Annotated in this window: 25 protein-coding genes; 24 read left to right on the forward strand and 1 reads right to left on the reverse strand. The window is 41.7% G+C overall.

The features are described 5' to 3' along the window. The first annotated feature begins 12 nt into the window (after nucleotides 1-12). From rplE to ABC361_RS00770, 24 genes are all read left to right on the forward strand, one after another. Nucleotides 13-552: a 50S ribosomal protein L5 gene (rplE, locus tag ABC361_RS00655; RefSeq protein WP_413072215.1), complete on the forward strand. Its 540-nt coding sequence runs from the start codon at nucleotides 13-15 to the stop codon at nucleotides 550-552. Between the two features lie 26 nt (nucleotides 553-578). Beyond that, nucleotides 579-764 carry a type Z 30S ribosomal protein S14 gene (locus ABC361_RS00660; RefSeq protein ID WP_011245027.1) on the forward strand — a complete coding sequence of 62 codons (186 nt, stop codon included), beginning with the start codon at nucleotides 579-581 and terminating at the stop codon, nucleotides 762-764. 26 nt (nucleotides 765-790) lie between these two features. Continuing rightward, nucleotides 791-1,189: a 30S ribosomal protein S8 gene (gene rpsH, locus ABC361_RS00665; RefSeq protein WP_035395667.1), complete on the forward strand. Its 399-nt coding sequence runs from the start codon at nucleotides 791-793 to the stop codon at nucleotides 1,187-1,189. Between the two features lie 32 nt (nucleotides 1,190-1,221). Beyond that, nucleotides 1,222-1,758: a 50S ribosomal protein L6 gene (gene rplF, locus ABC361_RS00670; protein ID WP_413072216.1), complete on the forward strand. Its 537-nt coding sequence runs from the start codon at nucleotides 1,222-1,224 to the stop codon at nucleotides 1,756-1,758. A 31-nt stretch (nucleotides 1,759-1,789) separates the two neighbouring features. Beyond that, the gene (rplR, locus tag ABC361_RS00675) at nucleotides 1,790-2,152 is read left to right on the forward strand and encodes a 50S ribosomal protein L18 (RefSeq protein ID WP_413072217.1); all 363 of its coding nucleotides are present in this window, start codon (nucleotides 1,790-1,792) and stop codon (nucleotides 2,150-2,152) included. A gap of 23 nt (nucleotides 2,153-2,175) precedes the next feature. Further along, nucleotides 2,176-2,676 (forward strand): 30S ribosomal protein S5, encoded by a 501-nt coding sequence (gene rpsE, locus ABC361_RS00680; protein WP_099305441.1) that lies wholly within the window; start codon nucleotides 2,176-2,178, stop codon nucleotides 2,674-2,676. A 13-nt stretch (nucleotides 2,677-2,689) separates the two neighbouring features. Continuing rightward, nucleotides 2,690-2,878, forward strand: coding sequence for a 50S ribosomal protein L30 (rpmD, locus tag ABC361_RS00685; RefSeq protein WP_099305439.1), 189 nt, complete (start codon nucleotides 2,690-2,692; stop codon nucleotides 2,876-2,878). A 36-nt stretch (nucleotides 2,879-2,914) separates the two neighbouring features. Continuing rightward, nucleotides 2,915-3,355, forward strand: a complete 441-nt coding sequence (gene rplO, locus ABC361_RS00690; RefSeq protein WP_413072218.1) for a 50S ribosomal protein L15 — start codon at nucleotides 2,915-2,917, stop codon at nucleotides 3,353-3,355. Beyond that, nucleotides 3,355-4,665 (forward strand): preprotein translocase subunit SecY, encoded by a 1,311-nt coding sequence (gene secY, locus ABC361_RS00695; RefSeq protein WP_413072219.1) that lies wholly within the window; start codon nucleotides 3,355-3,357, stop codon nucleotides 4,663-4,665. The genes rplO and secY overlap by 1 nt, the downstream gene beginning before the upstream one ends. A 68-nt stretch (nucleotides 4,666-4,733) precedes the next feature. After that, nucleotides 4,734-5,387 carry an adenylate kinase gene (locus tag ABC361_RS00700; RefSeq protein WP_413072220.1) on the forward strand — a complete coding sequence of 218 codons (654 nt, stop codon included), beginning with the start codon at nucleotides 4,734-4,736 and terminating at the stop codon, nucleotides 5,385-5,387. Further along, nucleotides 5,384-6,130 carry a type I methionyl aminopeptidase gene (gene map, locus ABC361_RS00705; RefSeq protein ID WP_413072221.1) on the forward strand — a complete coding sequence of 249 codons (747 nt, stop codon included), beginning with the start codon at nucleotides 5,384-5,386 and terminating at the stop codon, nucleotides 6,128-6,130. The genes ABC361_RS00700 and map overlap by 4 nt, the downstream gene beginning before the upstream one ends. 73 nt (nucleotides 6,131-6,203) lie before the next feature. Next, on the forward strand, nucleotides 6,204-6,422 hold the full coding sequence (gene infA / locus ABC361_RS00710; RefSeq protein WP_035395681.1) for a translation initiation factor IF-1: 219 nt from the start codon (nucleotides 6,204-6,206) through the stop codon (nucleotides 6,420-6,422). A gap of 33 nt (nucleotides 6,423-6,455) precedes the next feature. Further along, nucleotides 6,456-6,569: a 50S ribosomal protein L36 gene (rpmJ, locus tag ABC361_RS00715; RefSeq protein WP_003333770.1), complete on the forward strand. Its 114-nt coding sequence runs from the start codon at nucleotides 6,456-6,458 to the stop codon at nucleotides 6,567-6,569. Between the two features lie 22 nt (nucleotides 6,570-6,591). Then, the gene (rpsM, locus tag ABC361_RS00720; protein ID WP_413072222.1) at nucleotides 6,592-6,957 is read left to right on the forward strand and encodes a 30S ribosomal protein S13; all 366 of its coding nucleotides are present in this window, start codon (nucleotides 6,592-6,594) and stop codon (nucleotides 6,955-6,957) included. 19 nt (nucleotides 6,958-6,976) lie between these two features. Next, nucleotides 6,977-7,369, forward strand: a complete 393-nt coding sequence (rpsK, locus tag ABC361_RS00725) for a 30S ribosomal protein S11 (RefSeq protein ID WP_099305427.1) — start codon at nucleotides 6,977-6,979, stop codon at nucleotides 7,367-7,369. 172 nt (nucleotides 7,370-7,541) lie between these two features. Next, nucleotides 7,542-8,486, forward strand: coding sequence for a DNA-directed RNA polymerase subunit alpha (locus ABC361_RS00730; protein ID WP_099305425.1), 945 nt, complete (start codon nucleotides 7,542-7,544; stop codon nucleotides 8,484-8,486). A 32-nt stretch (nucleotides 8,487-8,518) separates the two neighbouring features. Continuing rightward, complete coding sequence (rplQ, locus tag ABC361_RS00735; RefSeq protein ID WP_099305423.1) at nucleotides 8,519-8,881, forward strand: 50S ribosomal protein L17; 363 nt, start codon at nucleotides 8,519-8,521, stop codon at nucleotides 8,879-8,881. 97 nt (nucleotides 8,882-8,978) lie between these two features. Further along, on the forward strand, nucleotides 8,979-9,779 hold the full coding sequence (locus ABC361_RS00740; protein ID WP_413072223.1) for an ATP-binding cassette domain-containing protein: 801 nt from the start codon (nucleotides 8,979-8,981) through the stop codon (nucleotides 9,777-9,779). Beyond that, nucleotides 9,755-10,603 (forward strand): ATP-binding cassette domain-containing protein, encoded by an 849-nt coding sequence (locus tag ABC361_RS00745; RefSeq protein ID WP_413072224.1) that lies wholly within the window; start codon nucleotides 9,755-9,757, stop codon nucleotides 10,601-10,603. Before ABC361_RS00740 ends, ABC361_RS00745 begins: the two co-directional genes overlap by 25 nt. After that, nucleotides 10,593-11,390, forward strand: coding sequence for an energy-coupling factor transporter transmembrane component T family protein (locus tag ABC361_RS00750; RefSeq protein WP_413072225.1), 798 nt, complete (start codon nucleotides 10,593-10,595; stop codon nucleotides 11,388-11,390). The genes ABC361_RS00745 and ABC361_RS00750 overlap by 11 nt, the downstream gene beginning before the upstream one ends. 17 nt (nucleotides 11,391-11,407) lie before the next feature. Beyond that, complete coding sequence (gene truA / locus ABC361_RS00755) at nucleotides 11,408-12,181, forward strand: tRNA pseudouridine(38-40) synthase TruA (RefSeq protein WP_413072226.1); 774 nt, start codon at nucleotides 11,408-11,410, stop codon at nucleotides 12,179-12,181. A 192-nt stretch (nucleotides 12,182-12,373) separates the two neighbouring features. Further along, complete coding sequence (rplM, locus tag ABC361_RS00760) at nucleotides 12,374-12,811, forward strand: 50S ribosomal protein L13 (protein ID WP_413072227.1); 438 nt, start codon at nucleotides 12,374-12,376, stop codon at nucleotides 12,809-12,811. Between the two features lie 20 nt (nucleotides 12,812-12,831). Next, complete coding sequence (gene rpsI, locus ABC361_RS00765) at nucleotides 12,832-13,224, forward strand: 30S ribosomal protein S9 (protein ID WP_413072228.1); 393 nt, start codon at nucleotides 12,832-12,834, stop codon at nucleotides 13,222-13,224. 420 nt (nucleotides 13,225-13,644) lie between these two features. After that, nucleotides 13,645-14,937, forward strand: a complete 1,293-nt coding sequence (locus tag ABC361_RS00770; RefSeq protein WP_413072229.1) for a PQQ-dependent sugar dehydrogenase — start codon at nucleotides 13,645-13,647, stop codon at nucleotides 14,935-14,937. A 177-nt stretch (nucleotides 14,938-15,114) separates the two neighbouring features. Here ABC361_RS00770 and ABC361_RS00775 read toward each other — a convergent pair whose 3' ends face one another. Next, complete coding sequence (locus tag ABC361_RS00775; protein WP_413072230.1) at nucleotides 15,115-16,095, reverse strand: hypothetical protein; 981 nt, start codon at nucleotides 16,093-16,095, stop codon at nucleotides 15,115-15,117. Between the last annotated feature and the right edge of the window lie 55 nt (nucleotides 16,096-16,150).

Genomic DNA, 16,150 nt, shown 5'->3' on the forward strand with positions numbered 1-16,150 from the left:
GGACCAACCTAAATGAATCGTTTGAAAGAAAAATATCAAGGCGAGATTGTTTCATCTCTAACAGAGAAGTTTAACTATTCTTCTGTGATGGCTGTGCCAAAGATTGAAAAAATTGTTGTGAACATGGGTGTTGGTGAAGCTGTTCAAAACGCTAAAGTCTTAGACAAAGCGGTTGAAGAACTTCAACAGATCACTGGTCAAAAGCCTGTTATCACGAAAGCGAAAAAATCAATCGCTGGTTTTAAGTTACGTGAAGGTATGCCAATCGGAGCAAAAGTTACACTGCGCGGAGAGCGTATGTATGACTTCTTGGATAAATTGGTTTCCGTTTCACTTCCACGTGTACGTGACTTCCGTGGGATTTCTAAAAAAGCATTCGACGGTCGTGGAAACTACACGCTTGGCGTGAAAGAACAACTAATTTTCCCGGAGATCGACTACGATAAAGTTGATAAAATCCGTGGTATGGATATTGTTATTGTAACAACTGCTCAAACAGATGAAGAAGCGCGTGAATTACTTACACAAGTAGGCATGCCGTTCCAAAAATAATCTCTTAAAGAAGAGGAGGGAACACGTTGGCAAAAAAATCTATGATTGCAAAGCAAAAGCGCACACCTAAGTATAACGTTCAAGCTTATACTCGTTGTGAGCGTTGCGGACGTCCTCATTCAGTGTTGCGTAAATTTAAACTTTGCCGTATTTGCTTCAGAGAACTTGCTTATAAAGGGCAAATTCCTGGTGTGAAAAAAGCAAGCTGGTAAATCGATTGGGAAGGAGGTAATTAACTATGGTCATGACGGATCCAATTGCAGATATGCTAACTCGTATTCGTAACGCGAATCTTGTACGTCACGAGAAACTTGAGCTTCCTGCTTCTATGGTGAAGAAGGAAATCGCTGAAATTCTTAAGCGTGAAGGTTTTGTTCGCGATTATGAGTACATTGAAGATAATAAACAAGGTGTTATTCGTATCTTTTTGAAATACGGAACATCAAACGAACGTGTTATTACTGGTCTAAAACGTATTTCTAAACCAGGACTACGTGTTTATGCAAAATCAACGGAACTACCTCGCGTATTAGGTGGTCTTGGGATTGCAATCGTGTCGACTTCTAAAGGTTTACTAACTGATAAAGAAGCGCGTCAACAACAAATCGGCGGCGAAGTTCTCGCTTACGTTTGGTAATAAAGCTTAATTGAAATGGAGGTGTACTACAAATGTCTCGAGTTGGACTGAAACCTATTACAATTCCTGAGGGAGTTACAGTTTCTTTAGATGGTAACCTTTGTACTGTTAAAGGACCAAAAGGTGAATTAAGCCGTGAGCTTCACCAAGATATTAAAGTAAACTTAGAAAACAATGAAATGACTTTCGAACGTCCATCTGATCATAAGGAGCACCGCGCTCTTCATGGTACGATGCGTGCGAATGTAAACAACATGGTTGAAGGAGTAACAAAAGGATTTGAGCGCGCACTTGAACTGAACGGTGTCGGTTACCGTGCTTCAAAATCTGGCAATAAGCTTGTGCTTAACGTTGGTTATTCTCACCCAGTTGAAATTACACCTGAAGAAGGTCTAGAAATTGAAGTGCCATCTAACACAAAAGTAATTGTTAGAGGAATTAACAAGGAACGTGTTGGTGCACTTGCTTCTAACATCCGCGCTGTACGTCAGCCTGAGCCTTATAAAGGTAAAGGTATTCGTTACGAAGGCGAGTATGTGCGTCGTAAAGAAGGTAAAACTGGTAAATAATTAGTATCGACAAAGAAAGGAATGACGTCTCATGATTACGAAGCCTAACTCAAATACAGGCCGTAAGAAAAGACACGCTCACGTACGCCGCACTTTAAGCGGTACGCCGCAGCGTCCACGTTTAAACGTATTCCGTTCTTCTAAGCACATTTACGCTCAACTAATTGACGACGTGAATGGTGTGACTCTTGCTCAAGCTTCATCACTTGATAAAGAATTGAAGATCGAAAAGGGTTCAAATAAAGAAGCAGCTCGCCAAGTTGGTGGAGCCGTTGCAAAACGTGCGATCGAAGCGGGACACGAAACAATCGTGTTTGACCGTGGAGGGTATTTATATCACGGACGCGTTGCAGAGCTTGCAGATGCAGCTCGCGAAGCAGGTCTGAAATTCTAAAAACGAAGGAGGGAAACCTTTTTATGCGTTCAATCGATCCAAATACTTTGGAACTTGAAGAAAAAGTCGTCACGATCAACCGTGTCGCTAAGGTTGTTAAAGGTGGTCGTCGTTTCCGCTTTGCTGCACTTGTTGTAGTTGGAGACAAAAACGGTCACGTCGGCTTTGGAATGGGGAAAGCTCAGGAGGTACCTGAAGCAATCCGCAAAGCTGTTGAAGATGCAAAGAAAAACTTAATTGAAGTACCGCTTGTTAATACAACAATCCCACACCAAATTGTTGGACGTTTTGGTGCTGGACGCGTATTGCTTAAGCCAGCTTCAGAAGGTACTGGAGTTATCGCCGGTGGTCCTGTACGTGCTGTACTTGATCTTGCTGGTGTTGGTGACATTCTTTCTAAGTCTCTAGGTTCAAGCAACCCAATTAACATGGTTCGTGCTACACTTACAGGTTTAACTAGCCTTAAACGCGCTGAAGAAGTAGCGAAACTACGTGGCAAATCCGTAGAAGAACTGTTAGGTTAAGGGAGGGATTACGATGGCAAAGAAATTAGAAATCACCCTTACACGTAGCTTGATCGGCCGTCCTAGCGATCAACGCGTGACAGTAAACACACTTGGTTTACGTAAAATGCACCAAACTGTAGTACAAGAAGATAACGTAGCAATTCGCGGAATGGTTAACAAAGTAAAACACTTAGTAACTGTAAGCGAAATTGACGCGTAAATAGATGATTTTTAGCAACGAGGAGGTGTAGGAAGCATGAAACTTCATGAGTTACAACCAGCAGAAGGTTCACGCAAAGTCCGTAATCGTGTAGGTCGCGGAATTGGTTCTGGTAACGGAAAAACTTCTGGTAAAGGACACAAAGGTCAAAAAGCACGTTCAGGTGGTGGCGTAAGACTTGGTTTTGAAGGTGGTCAAAATCCACTTTATCGTCGTTTACCAAAACGTGGTTTTACGAACATTCACCGTAAAGAATACACGGTTGTTAGCCTTGATGTACTAAACCGTTTTGAAGCAGGAACAGAAGTTACTCCTGAACTCTTAATTGAATCAAAAGCAGTTAAGAATGTAAAACACGGTATTAAAGTGTTAGGAAATGGCAGCTTAGATAAAAACTTGACTGTTAAAGCAAACAAGTTCTCTGCATCTGCAGTAAAAGCAATTGAAGCTGCTGGCGGAACAACCGAGGTGGTTTAATGTTTAAGGCGATCTCCAACATCTTCCGTGTGAGAGATTTACGTCGCAAAATCATCTTTACGCTTTTGATGCTTATCGTATTTCGAGTTGGTACATTTATTCCAGTACCAGGTACAAATAGTGATGCACTTGACATGCTATTTGGAGAAGCGAATGCGTTCGGTTTTCTTGATACCTTCGGTGGTGGAGCATTAAGTAACTTCTCGATTTTTGCGATGGGGATTATGCCTTACATTACAGCATCCATCGTCGTTCAGCTTTTACAGCTAGACGTGGTACCGAAGTTTGCTGAGTGGGCGAAGCAAGGTGAGGCTGGTCGAAAAAAGCTAACACAGGTTACTCGTTATGGAACGATCGTTTTAGGTTTTGTTCAAGCTATTGCCATGTCCATCGGTTTTAACTCTATGGCCGCAACAGGCTCAGTTGATTTAATTGTGAATCCTGGTCCAATGACGTACATTTACATTGCCATGGTGCTGACTGCTGGTACGGCATTTCTAATGTGGGTGGGTGAACAAATTACAGCACATGGTGTTGGAAATGGAATCTCTATCATTATCTTTGCCGGTATCGCAGCAGGTGTACCAAATATGTTAAATACGTTGTATGTTTCGGAAATTGAAGGAGCAGGCGATCAGCTATTCTTAGCAATCGTTACTGTGGCACTGTTGGCGATTATTGTTTTACTTATTATTATCGGTGTGATCTATGTGCAACAAGCACTACGTAAAATTCCTGTGCAATATGCAAAACGCGTTGTTAATCGTAGTCCTGTTGGCGGACAATCTACGCATTTACCAATTAAGGTAAACGCGGCAGGTGTTATCCCAGTCATTTTTGCTTCTGCACTCTTTTACTTCCCATCCACAATCGCAACGTTTGTTGGAGCGGAAGACAGTGCTTGGGCAAATTGGATTGTCCAAAACTTTGTTCCTGGAACTTTAATTGGCGGATCGATTTTTGTACTTCTGATTGTTGCATTCACGTATTTCTATACGTTTGTGCAAGTAAATCCAGAAAAAATGGCCGACAATTTAAAGAGACAAGGTGGATATATTCCGGGCATTCGTCCTGGTCAAGCGACACAAACGTTTATTACACGGATTTTATACCGGTTAACGTTCGTTGGTGCATTATTCTTAGCTACCATTGCAACAATCCCGGTTGTCTTTATTGCTCTTTTAGATCTCCCACCTCAAGTTCAGATTGGTGGAACTGGGCTTCTGATCATCGTTGGGGTTGCCCTTGATACGATGAAGCAAATTGAAGGTCAGTTAATAAAACGATCTTATAAAGGATTTATCAACTAAAGAGAGCGGAATTGGGTCTTGCCCTCCTCCGTTCATCTTTTCTAGAACTTGCAGGAAGGGGATTTAAAATGAACTTAATTTTAATGGGATTGCCTGGTGCCGGAAAAGGTACACAAGCAGAAAAAATCGTTGATCAATTCGGCTTACCGCATATCTCAACTGGTGATATGTTTCGCGCTGCGATGAAAAATGAAACAGAGCTTGGATTAAAAGCAAAATCATATATGGATGCTGGTGGTCTTGTTCCGGATGAAGTAACAATCGGAATCGTAAAAGAACGTCTTTCACAAAAAGATTGTGAAAAAGGTTTTTTACTAGATGGCTTCCCGAGAACCATTGCACAAGCAGAAGGTCTTGAAGAGATTCTTTCATCTCTGGATAAAGAACTCGATTATGTGTTAAATATCCATGTTCCTGAAGAATTACTCATTGAGCGATTAACGGGACGTCGCGTTTCGCCAACTTCTGGTAAAACGTATCATCTTCTTTACAACCCACCAAAGGTTGAAGGAAAATGTGATGTAGATGGTAGTGAGTTGATTCAACGTGATGATGATAAACCGGAGACGGTTAAGAAACGTCTAGAAGTGAATCAACAACAAGCACAGCCATTAATTGACTTTTACGAGTCAAAAGGTTATCTAAAGCATATTGACGGTAATAGAGATATTAATGTTGTCTATAAAGATATCGAAGCATTACTAGCGGAGACGCATGCATGATTGTAATAAAAACAGAACGTGAACTTGAAATTATGAGACAGGCTGGGCGTATTGTGGCACTGACACATGCTCACTTGAAACCATATATCAAACCAGGTATTACGACTGGTGAACTCGATTCAATTGCTGAAACGTTTATTCGTTCACATGATGCAACACCTTCTTTCCTAGGTTATGGGGGGTTTAAAGGTAGCGTTTGTGCTTCCGTAAACGAAGAGTTGGTGCACGGCATTCCTGGTAATCGAGTGCTTGAAGATGGTGACATTATTAGCTTAGATATAGGCGCATATTATAATGGCTACCATGGCGATTCCGCATGGACGTATGGGGTCGGTTCGATTGAAGAGGGAGATCAACAGTTGCTTGATGAGACGGAAGAGTCGCTCTATAAAGGCTTAGAGCAAGCTCGACCAGGCAATCGCTTGTCGGATATTTCACATGCGATTCAATCTCATGTTGAACCTCTTGGATATTCTGTTGTTCGTGAGTATGTTGGCCACGGTGTTGGTCAAAACTTACATGAGGATCCACAAATTCCTCATTACGGACCTCCAGGAAAAGGACCGCGCTTAAAGCCCGGTATGGTACTTGCGATTGAGCCAATGATTAATGCAGGTAGTCGATATGTAAAAACACTTTCTGATAATTGGACTGTCGTAACTGTAGATAAGAAAAATTGTGCCCATTTTGAGCATACGATTGCAATTACAGAAACCGGGTATGAAATCTTGACGAAAGCATAAGTTTTCAGGTAAGATAGAATGTCTGTGTAGTTCTGGATTTGTTAGCATCTAACTCGAAGGGAGGAAACTACCCATGGCGAAAGAAGACGTTATTGAAGTTGAAGGTACGGTTATCGAGCCACTTCCAAACGCAATGTTTCGTGTTGAACTTGAGAACGGTCATAAAATTCTTGCGCATGTATCTGGGAAAATTCGTATGCACTTTATCCGCATTTTGCCTGGTGATAAAGTGACAATTGAGCTTTCTCCTTATGATCTAACGCGTGGAAGAATTACGTACCGCTATAAATAAAAAACACTCTCCGTACACAAGGAGGTTTATACAATGAAGGTAAGACCGTCGGTAAAACCGATCTGTGAAAAATGTAAAGTTATTCGCCGTAAAGGCAATGTCATGGTAATTTGCGAAAATCCAAAGCATAAACAAAAACAAGGCTAAACGATAAGGAGGTGCCGAGCCTATGGCACGTGTTGCAGGTGTTGACATTCCACGCGATAAGCGCGTTGTAATTTCACTTACGTACGTATTCGGTATTGGTAAATCAACAGCAGCGAGAGTTCTTGAAACTGCTGGTATTGATCAGAATACACGTGTTCGCGATTTGACTGAGGAAGAACTTGGTCGTATCCGTGAAGCTGTTGAAAGTTTTCAAGTTGAAGGGGATCTTCGTCGTGAAGTATCTCTAAACATTAAGCGTCTAATTGAAATTGGAAGCTACCGTGGAATCCGTCATCGTCGTGGATTGCCCGTTCGTGGACAAAATTCAAAAAACAACGCTCGTACGCGCAAAGGTCCAGCTCGTACAGTAGCGAACAAGAAAAAATAGATAGGAGGGAACAAATCATATGGCTAAGAAAACGAATACTCGTCCAAAGCGTCGTCAAAAGAAAAATATTGATACAGGAATGGCTCACATTCGCTCAACGTTCAATAACACAATTGTGACGATCACTGATACGCATGGTAATGCAATCTCTTGGGCAAGTGCTGGTGCTTTAGGATTTAAAGGTTCTCGTAAGTCTACTCCTTTCGCTGCACAAATGGCGGCTGAAACTGCTGCGAAAACAGCAATGGAGCACGGCATGAAGGTAATCGAGGTGTCTGTTAAAGGTCCTGGAGCTGGTCGTGAAGCGGCTATCCGTTCATTACAAGCAGTTGGTTTAGAGGTTAACATGATCAAAGACGTAACACCTGTTCCTCATAACGGCTGTCGCCCGCCGAAACGTCGCAGAGTATAATAAAATCAATCATTGTATAGATTTCTTAGTAGTGTCTATAATGGATAAGACGAGATCTATTAGACAATGAAGGTTAGACTAATAGGCATTGCTCATGGGAAGGCTTAATGATTGTCCTTTGGGCAATCCTTGTGTTTACCAGAGTTCGACGTTTTGAAGGAGGGTTTGTTTAATGATTGAAATTGAAAAGCCGAATATTGAGACGGTTGAAGTTAGTGAAGATGCAACATACGGCAAGTTTGTTGTTGAGCCCCTTGAACGTGGTTATGGAACAACACTAGGAAACTCCTTACGTCGCATTCTACTATCATCGCTTCCTGGTGCAGCTGTATCTTCAGTTCAAATTGACGGTGTCCTACACGAATTCTCAACAATTGAGGGTGTCGTGGAAGACGTTACAACGATCATTTTGAACCTAAAGAAACTAGCTTTAAAGATTTACTCGGATGATGAGAAAACACTTGAAATTGATGTTCAAGGTGAAGGCGATGTTACAGCTGGAGACTTGACTCATGATAGTGATGTAGAAATTTTAAATCCTGAGCTTCATATCGCTACGCTTACAAAAGGAGCATCGTTCCGCATGCGCCTTCAGGCAAAACGCGGTCGAGGATATATCCTTGCTGATGGAAATAAAAGCGACGACCAGCCAATTGGCGTTCTTCCAATTGACTCGATCTATACACCAGTGGCGCGTGTAAACTATCAAGTTGAAAATACACGTGTTGGGCAAGTCACAAACTATGATAAACTAACCCTTGATGTATGGACCGATGGAAGCACTCGCCCTGAAGAAGCAGTATCTCTTGGAGCGAAAATCCTAACAGAGCATTTAAATATTTTCGTAGGCTTAACGGATCAAGCACAAAATGCGGAAATCATGGTTGAGAAGGAAGAAGACCAAAAAGAAAAAGTCTTGGAGATGACGATTGAAGAGCTTGATCTTTCTGTTCGTTCTTATAACTGTCTAAAGCGTGCTGGTATCAATACGGTACAAGAGCTTACGCATAAAACAGAAGAAGACATGATGAAAGTTCGTAACCTTGGACGTAAGTCTCTAGAAGAAGTACAAGAGAAGCTAGGCGAGTTAGGTCTCGGGCTTCGTAACGAAGAATAATTGTTTTTTTGGGTTAAAGGAGGGAATATAGCATGGCATACGCAAAACTTGGTCGTACAAGTTCACAACGTAAGGCGTTGCTACGTGATTTAGTAACAGATTTAATTATTAATGAGCGTATTGAAACGACTGAAGCTAAAGCAAAAGAATTGCGTCCACTCGTTGAAAAAATGGTGACATTAGGTAAACGTGGAGACCTTCATTCTCGTCGTCAAGCAGCATCTTTCGTACGTAAAGAAGTTGCAAACGAAGAAAATGGTCAAGACGCAATCCAAAAGCTATTCGCTGAGATTGCGCCTCGCTTTGAAGAGCGTCAAGGTGGATATACACGCATTCTTAAAGTTGGTCCTCGTCGCGGAGACGGTGCACCAATGGCAATTATTGAGTTTGTATAAAGAACTCATGTAAGCGGCGATTAAGGGCAGGAGATTATGGAAGCAAGAAGCTTTCTTCACTCTATGCCCTTTTTTGTTTTAGAAAGGAATCTGCTAGATGCTCGACATAAAAGACGTTTCTTTCTCGTACAAAAATGAAAAATCGATCATTAAGCAAATCTCGCTCACCCTTTATGAAGGCGAACGGGTTGCAATTATTGGCAAAAGTGGCTCTGGTAAATCAACACTTGGAAAGCTAATAAAAGGCTTACTCACACCAACAACAGGCTCGATAAACTTTAGCAACAATATCCGTGGAGCTGACATCGGTTTCTTATTTCAAAATCCAGATAATCAAATGGTGCGTCCAATTGTGGAAGATGATTTAGCCTTTGGTTTAGAAAACCAAGCTGTTCAAGCAAGTGAAATTAGCGAGCGAATTGACACATATGGAAAAATGCTAGGTATTCATCATTTACGAAGCCGGTCAATAAATGAATTATCTGGTGGACAAAAGCAGCGTGTAGCATTGGCTGGGATTCTTGTTCTTGAACCAAAGTGGTTAATCTTAGATGAAGCCACTGCCATGATTGACCCAGAAGGACGAAAAGACATTTTGCGGTATATGGATCAACTGCAGCAAGAGGGAACATCGATTTTAACGATAACCCACGACGCGGAAGAAGTGGCAGAATGTACACGTATCATTGGATTAGTGGATGGGGAAATTCGTTTTGATGGTTCGCTCTTACCGTTACTACACGATTCAGAGACCATGGAGAATTTAGGTCTTGAAGGTCCATTCCTTTATACGTTAATGGAGCATCTCAACGCTAAAGGGATACATGTAAATCAGAACGCCATAACATCGGATGAGGAGCTATGTGATGCATTATGGAGGTTTGCTTTAAAAACGTAAGTTACCAGTACACAACAAGACAAACAACACAACGATATGCTCTGCAAACAATTAATCTTCATATCCCCAAGCTCAGTTTTACAGCGGTAGTTGGTAAGACTGGGTCAGGCAAATCTACACTTGCTCAATTATTAAGTGGTTTACTAGAGCCAACGAATGGTACTGTGTTTGTTAACGGTGAAAATATTCATGACCATCAACACGTACGATTGTTAGACGAAATTGGGTATGTGTTTCAATATCCAGAGCAGCAGTTATTTGCTGATACCGTCTACGAAGAGTTAGCTTTTGGTTTACAGCTTAAAGGTGAGCGGAAAGAGTGTATTCAAAAAAAAGTGGCTGACATCATCGATATGGTCGAATTAGATCCATCTATTTTAAAGCGCTCGCCCTTTCATTTATCAGGTGGACAAATGCGACGAGTGGCTATCGCTGCCATATTAATTATGAGACCTAAGCTGTTGATATTGGATGAACCAACATCAGGACTTGATCCTAAATTAAAGCATGGGATGATGGATGTGTTTCGACGTTACCAGCAACAAGAGCGTGCAACCATATGGATGGTGACTCACTCCATGGAAGATGTCGCTTTATATTGCGACTACTGTATTGCGTTAAGCGAAGGAAAGCTTGTTGGCGTTGGCAAAACAGCTGATGTACTCGTAAGCGGAAATGTACCATATCCTCGTACAATGGCATTTGCCCACAAAATGATTCATGAGAAGGCATCGGTCCCTTTCTTAAGTACACCTGAAGAAGTGGCAGAGTGGATTGCGACCTCATGGCTAAAAAATGCGAGGAATCAAGCAGATGGCAAGTAGAGGTTCCTTGGTTGTTGGCGATTATATCGAAAAAGATTCGATCATTCATGCTCTTGATTCAAGAGTAAAACTTATTAGCACCTTTTTATTTGCACTTGTGTTATTCTTTGTTACGTCAATAGAGTCCATTCTTGTAGTGTCACTTTTAGTTGGCCTCTTAATCGGTTCTAGTCGACTTCCGGTAAAAGTAATCGGCCGATCATTAATGCCAGTAGTTATTTTTCTACTCGTGTTTTCACTTTTTCAAGTTGTTGTTATTCAAGAGGGACAAGTTCTGTTTTCAATCGGGCCTCTTTCTATTACCGATGAAGGTGTAATGATGGCTAGTCTATTTATGTGGCGAACGCTCATGCTGTTTCTCATTGCAATTGTCATGACAGCAACTACAAGTTCTTATCAATTAACACAAGGGATCGAGTCACTATTAAACCCATTAAAAAATCTTCGCGTTCCGGTAAGAGATCTAGCAACGATGGTGTCTATTTCCTTACGCTTTATTCCAATTTTGCGTGATGAACTACACTTCGTTCAACAAGCGCAAAGGACAAGAGGGTATATTTGTTATAAAACATCTATAAAAAATCGAATCAAGTTGTTTATTCCTTTGCTTGTCCCGCTCCTTGTTCGTGCATTGAAACGAGCAGAAGAATTAGGAGAAGCAATGGAGGCCAGAGGCTACAGTAGTCGAGGCGCCTATACAATATGGAAACAGAAAAAATGGCAAGGAAAAGATTCCTTCGCACTATCCGTTAGTATTGTATTGGCATGTCTTGTTCTATGGCTTTAGGAAAAAGGAGAGAAATCATGGCAAGGTATGCATGCAAGCTTGCTTACGATGGCACTGAATTCAGTGGATATCAAGTGCAGCCTGAAAAAAGAACGGTTCAAGCTGTTGTCGAGCAAGCTTTGGGAAAAATTCATAAAGGGCAGCCTGTCCCTGTCACAGCATCTGGAAGAACCGATGCGGGTGTTCATGCAAAGGCACAAGTCATTCATTTTGACTCTAATCTGCAAATGGAACAACAAAACTGGCTTCAGGCGTTAAACGTACATTTACCATCTGATGTTGTTGTAGAACAAGTGAGCAAAGTGGACGATGATTTTCACGCGCGCTTCCAACCAATTGGAAAAGAATATCGCTACTATATTCATCACGGTGATGTGCCGAATGTATTTCGGCGGAATCACGCGTTGCACAGCAAACAACCATTGGATGTTCCTGCAATGCAAACAGCTGCGCAATACCTACTAGGAACACACGATTTTTCGGCTTTTTGTGCAGCAAACACTGCGGTCGTGGACAAAGTACGAACAATTACAAATGTATCGATACAACCGAATGATGGAGAACTGGAATTTTCTATTAGAGGAAATGGATTTCTTTACAACATGGTACGGATCATTGTTGGGACCTTGATTGAGGTAGGGACAGGGAAACGAACGGCGAAAGAAATGGAGACGATTTTAGCTAGTCAAGATCGTACTCAAGCAGGTAAAACAGCAGCTGCCCAAGGCTTATTTTTGTGGCATGTTGATTATGAAACAGACCCTTTTAAAAAAGAGGAAACACCCGGATAAGTTTTTATAAAATAAATTGACATTGTCCCTTATATATTGTATGATGTTAGATGGTAATTCTAAAGACCCACTGCCCCGGGTTGCGGAATGAAATCACAATAACGCCTTGTGTTTCTTGAACAGCCAGCTTAAAAAACACAAGCACTGAATAGAGAATAAACAACACTTGTTTTATTATTAGGAGGTTTAATGATGCGTACAACATATATGGCAAAGCCAAACGAAGTTGAGCGTAAGTGGTACGTTGTCGACGCTGAAGGTCAAACGCTTGGTCGTCTATCTTCAGAAGTTGCTTCAATCCTACGCGGAAAACACAAACCAACATTTACACCACATGTAGACACTGGGGATCACGTAATCATCTTGAATGCAAGCAAAATCCAGTTAACTGGTAACAAACTTCAAGATAAGATCTACTACCGTCACACAAACCACCCAGGTGGACTTAAACAAACAGCTGCACACGAAATGCGTGCAAACAAGCCTGAGCGTATGCTTGAGCTAGCGATCAAAGGAATGCTTCCAAAGAACACTTTAGGTCGTAAGCAAGGTATGAAGCTTCATGTATATGCAGGTTCTGAACACAATCAACAAGCACAAAAACCAGAAGCGTACGAGCTTCGCGGTTAATCTTTAGGAGGTAATGGATTATGGCTCAAGTACAATACTACGGCACAGGTCGTCGTAAGCATTCTGTAGCACGTGTTCGTCTCGTTCCTGGTGACGGTACAATCGTTGTAAACGGTCGTTCTCTTGACGAATATTTCGGTCTTGACACATTAAAGCTTATCGTGAAACAACCACTTGTTGAAACAGGTGTTACTGGTCAATACAATGTACACGTTAATGTAAACGGAGGCGGCTTCACAGGTCAAGCTGGTGCAATCCGTCATGGTGTAGCGCGTGCGCTACTTCAAGTAGACCCTGACAACCGTCCAACGTTAAAGTCTGCTGGCTTCTTAACGCGTGATGCTCGTATGAAAGAACGTAAAAAATACGGTCTTAAAGCAGCACGTCGTGCGCCTCAGTTCTCAAAACGTTAATCAATTTCTTATTGTATCAACGTTTACAAAGGTTTTTTGGTTCAAGTTGGTAGCAAATAAGCTTGAACCTTATAAAGAACTTAACAGATTTAAAGCATCGGCATCTTGCTGGTGCTTTTTTTGTATTCATACCACAATCTAAATACAGGATTGATATTGATTTTGCAATTCAAAAGTACCGCCACTTCTACTTTATACGATCAAAATTCAGACCTAAATAATAACCAAAAAAAGAAAAATATATTCGTGTTAAGGTACATTCGTTTGATTATTTCTCATTTGGGTATACTATTAATAGTATTATTTTCAAAGGAGTTTCCTTTTAATAAGCTTCAGTCACTTGAAATTCAGTATCAAAAATTGGTTAAGACTTTTATATCATATATCCAATTTAATATTTTGAAACGTGGAGGAAAAAGAATGACGAAAGTTTCGTGGTCAAGATTAATGTTCTTTACAATGCTGATGTTTGTATTAACTTTGGCAGCATGTGGCAATGGTGATACTTCAGACGAAGAATCAACGGATAACTCAGATACTGATACAGAAGAAAGTGTTGACGAGGGCGCTGATGAAAGTGCAGAGTCTGAACCAAAAGTTACTGAGTTTGAACCAGCATTTCCAGAACAAACAAGAGCACCTGAAGTAGAGACTGAAACAGAACTTGATGTGGAAGTTGTTGTAGAGGGTCTTGATGTGTCTTGGGGTATGGAAGAGTTTGATACAAACCGATTACTTGTTACACAAAGAGATTCAGCTGAACTTCTTATTGTAGACCTTGAAGATGGCTCTGTTTCAGATCCAATCGAAGGTACACCAGAAGTAAATAACGAAGGTCAAGGTGGTTTGCTTGATGTGACCATTGCGCCTGATTTTGACGAATCAAGATTAGTATTTATGACGTTTGCTCAAGATCTTGAAGATGGTACTGTAACGGCTGTCGGTAAAGGTGTTTTATCAGAAGATGAAGCCTCACTTGAAGATTTTGAAGTAATTTTCCAAGCAGAACCAGCATATGATGGTGACTTACACTATGGTGGACGTATTATCTTTGACGATGAAGATAACCTGTTCTTAACAACTGGTGAGCGTTCAGATGATCCAATTCGCGAACGTGCACAAGACTTAGATGCTTACCTAGGTAAAGTCATTCACATTACACAAGATGGTGAAGCAGTAGATACGAATCCATTTATTGAAGATGAAGACGCGCTAGATGGTATTTACAGCTACGGTCACCGTAATATTCAAGGTGTGGACTTCCACCCTGAAACAGGAGACTTATGGATTGTTGAATTCGGTCCACAAGCTGGGGATGAACTGAATATTATTGAACCAGGTAATAACTATGGATGGCCAATTGTTTCTTATGGTATTGAGTATACTGGTGAATTAGTTAATGATGGTATTTCAGAACACGAAGCGCAAGGCTTTGTTGAACCAAGATATTATTGGGATCCAACAAGTGCACCAAGTGGTATGTCATTCTATGATAACGACGCCATTCCTGAATGGGAGAACAACTTGTTCATTGGTGGTTTAGCGCCAAGCTATATTGTACGTGTCGTTGTTGAAGATGACCTCATCGTTGGAGAAGAACGCCTACTAACTGACGAAGGCGAACGTTTCCGAGATATTCTTGTAACGGAGGATGGCGCGCTTATTGCAAGCACTGATGGCGGTTCAATTTATAAGGTTGCTGCAGCAAATTAAAGGTGACACATTTGAAGGCACAGAAGCAGATGTCCATGGAAATCCATGAATGTCTGCTTCTTTTTTGAAAGGTAAGAAAGTATATATTAAGCATGATTGAGTGTATATATTTTTTACACAAGACTCTCGAACTTCAGTTATGTAGAACTCCCCGTTGAAAAAGGGAGTTTTTTTGAATTAAAGTGTCTCAGGTGATGGCAGTCTAGTCACACTAAAGAAGCTTACATCTGGGGTTGGTTCAATCAATACTTCCTGATCACTTTGTACAGCAATGGCCACCGTTTCACCTGGATTTAAAAATACAGTTGTTGATACTTGGAAGGTATTTTGAGCAGTATTGGTAACAGTATTATTTTCTGCCACAGTAGCACCATTTACTTGAATATATAAGAAGTTCTCGGGACTTGTTTGGTTAATCGGATCAAGTAGTACAGCTCTCAGGCCTGCTTCAATTTGATAAATTCCACCTATTTGTGCAGTGAAGTTAATCCCATCAAAGCCTGCATTAAATAGATATTGTGTGGCGTCATAATCAACTGTGAAAATACCTGGTGCTGGGATAGTGGTTCCTATATTTCTAACAGCTCGTAGTGCAGCAAAAATTTCTCCACCGCCACCACCAGTTGGTCCTGTGACACCAGTAACCCCAGTAACCCCAGTAACGCCTGTCGCCCCTGTTGCACCAGTCGGTCCAGTTGGTCCGCCACCACCGTCGCCAGTTGGCCCGGTAATTCCAGTTGCCCCTGTAGCGCCGGTCGCTCCAGTAATGCCACCGCCATCACCAGTTGGTCCAGTAATCCCTGTCGCCCCAGTAACGCCTGTCGCTCCTGTAGCGCCAGTGATCCCAATTCCAGTTGCCCCCGTAATGCCGGTGGCACCGGTGGCACCAGTAACACCAGTTGCCCCAGTAACTCCAATGCCTGTCGCACCAGTCGGGCCCGTAATGCCGGCACCTGTACCAGGAGCGCCTGTAGGACCAGTTGGACCTGTAATACCGCCGCCGATGCCAGTTGGCCCAGTCGGTCCGGTGGCACCAAAACCTCCAACACGACATGGATCTGTTGGGCAGCCATTATTTATTGTTCGCTGAAATCGTTGGATGGAAGATGGTTGAAATTCGCATGAACAAATTTGCTTCTTACATTTCTTGCAACTCATATTTCTATTCTCTCCTTTCTCCATTTATGTATGATATGAAAAACGAATTGCTTGG

Origin of the sequence: Shouchella phoenicis, from assembly GCF_047238345.1 — a bacterium.
GTDB lineage: Bacteria > Bacillota > Bacilli > Bacillales > Bacillaceae_D > Shouchella.

Coding starts and splice junctions, on each gene's coding strand:
- ABC361_RS00750 (WP_413072225.1), top strand. CDS start 10,593: ATGGCAAGTAGAGGTTCCTTGGTTGTTGGCGATTATATCGAAAAAGAT.
- rplM (WP_413072227.1), top strand. CDS start 12,374: ATGCGTACAACATATATGGCAAAGCCAAACGAAGTTGAGCGTAAGTGG.
- rpsM (WP_413072222.1), top strand. CDS start 6,592: ATGGCACGTGTTGCAGGTGTTGACATTCCACGCGATAAGCGCGTTGTA.
- map (WP_413072221.1), top strand. CDS start 5,384: ATGATTGTAATAAAAACAGAACGTGAACTTGAAATTATGAGACAGGCT.
- ABC361_RS00775 (WP_413072230.1), bottom strand. CDS start 16,095: ATGAGTTGCAAGAAATGTAAGAAGCAAATTTGTTCATGCGAATTTCAA.
- rplF (WP_413072216.1), top strand. CDS start 1,222: ATGTCTCGAGTTGGACTGAAACCTATTACAATTCCTGAGGGAGTTACA.
- ABC361_RS00770 (WP_413072229.1), top strand. CDS start 13,645: ATGACGAAAGTTTCGTGGTCAAGATTAATGTTCTTTACAATGCTGATG.
- rplQ (WP_099305423.1), top strand. CDS start 8,519: ATGGCATACGCAAAACTTGGTCGTACAAGTTCACAACGTAAGGCGTTG.
- ABC361_RS00700 (WP_413072220.1), top strand. CDS start 4,734: ATGAACTTAATTTTAATGGGATTGCCTGGTGCCGGAAAAGGTACACAA.
- secY (WP_413072219.1), top strand. CDS start 3,355: ATGTTTAAGGCGATCTCCAACATCTTCCGTGTGAGAGATTTACGTCGC.
- rpsI (WP_413072228.1), top strand. CDS start 12,832: ATGGCTCAAGTACAATACTACGGCACAGGTCGTCGTAAGCATTCTGTA.
- rplE (WP_413072215.1), top strand. CDS start 13: ATGAATCGTTTGAAAGAAAAATATCAAGGCGAGATTGTTTCATCTCTA.
- rpsH (WP_035395667.1), top strand. CDS start 791: ATGGTCATGACGGATCCAATTGCAGATATGCTAACTCGTATTCGTAAC.
- rpsE (WP_099305441.1), top strand. CDS start 2,176: ATGCGTTCAATCGATCCAAATACTTTGGAACTTGAAGAAAAAGTCGTC.
- rpmJ (WP_003333770.1), top strand. CDS start 6,456: ATGAAGGTAAGACCGTCGGTAAAACCGATCTGTGAAAAATGTAAAGTT.
- rplO (WP_413072218.1), top strand. CDS start 2,915: ATGAAACTTCATGAGTTACAACCAGCAGAAGGTTCACGCAAAGTCCGT.
- ABC361_RS00740 (WP_413072223.1), top strand. CDS start 8,979: ATGCTCGACATAAAAGACGTTTCTTTCTCGTACAAAAATGAAAAATCG.
- rplR (WP_413072217.1), top strand. CDS start 1,790: ATGATTACGAAGCCTAACTCAAATACAGGCCGTAAGAAAAGACACGCT.
- rpmD (WP_099305439.1), top strand. CDS start 2,690: ATGGCAAAGAAATTAGAAATCACCCTTACACGTAGCTTGATCGGCCGT.
- ABC361_RS00730 (WP_099305425.1), top strand. CDS start 7,542: ATGATTGAAATTGAAAAGCCGAATATTGAGACGGTTGAAGTTAGTGAA.
- truA (WP_413072226.1), top strand. CDS start 11,408: ATGGCAAGGTATGCATGCAAGCTTGCTTACGATGGCACTGAATTCAGT.
- rpsK (WP_099305427.1), top strand. CDS start 6,977: ATGGCTAAGAAAACGAATACTCGTCCAAAGCGTCGTCAAAAGAAAAAT.
- ABC361_RS00745 (WP_413072224.1), top strand. CDS start 9,755: ATGGAGGTTTGCTTTAAAAACGTAAGTTACCAGTACACAACAAGACAA.
- infA (WP_035395681.1), top strand. CDS start 6,204: ATGGCGAAAGAAGACGTTATTGAAGTTGAAGGTACGGTTATCGAGCCA.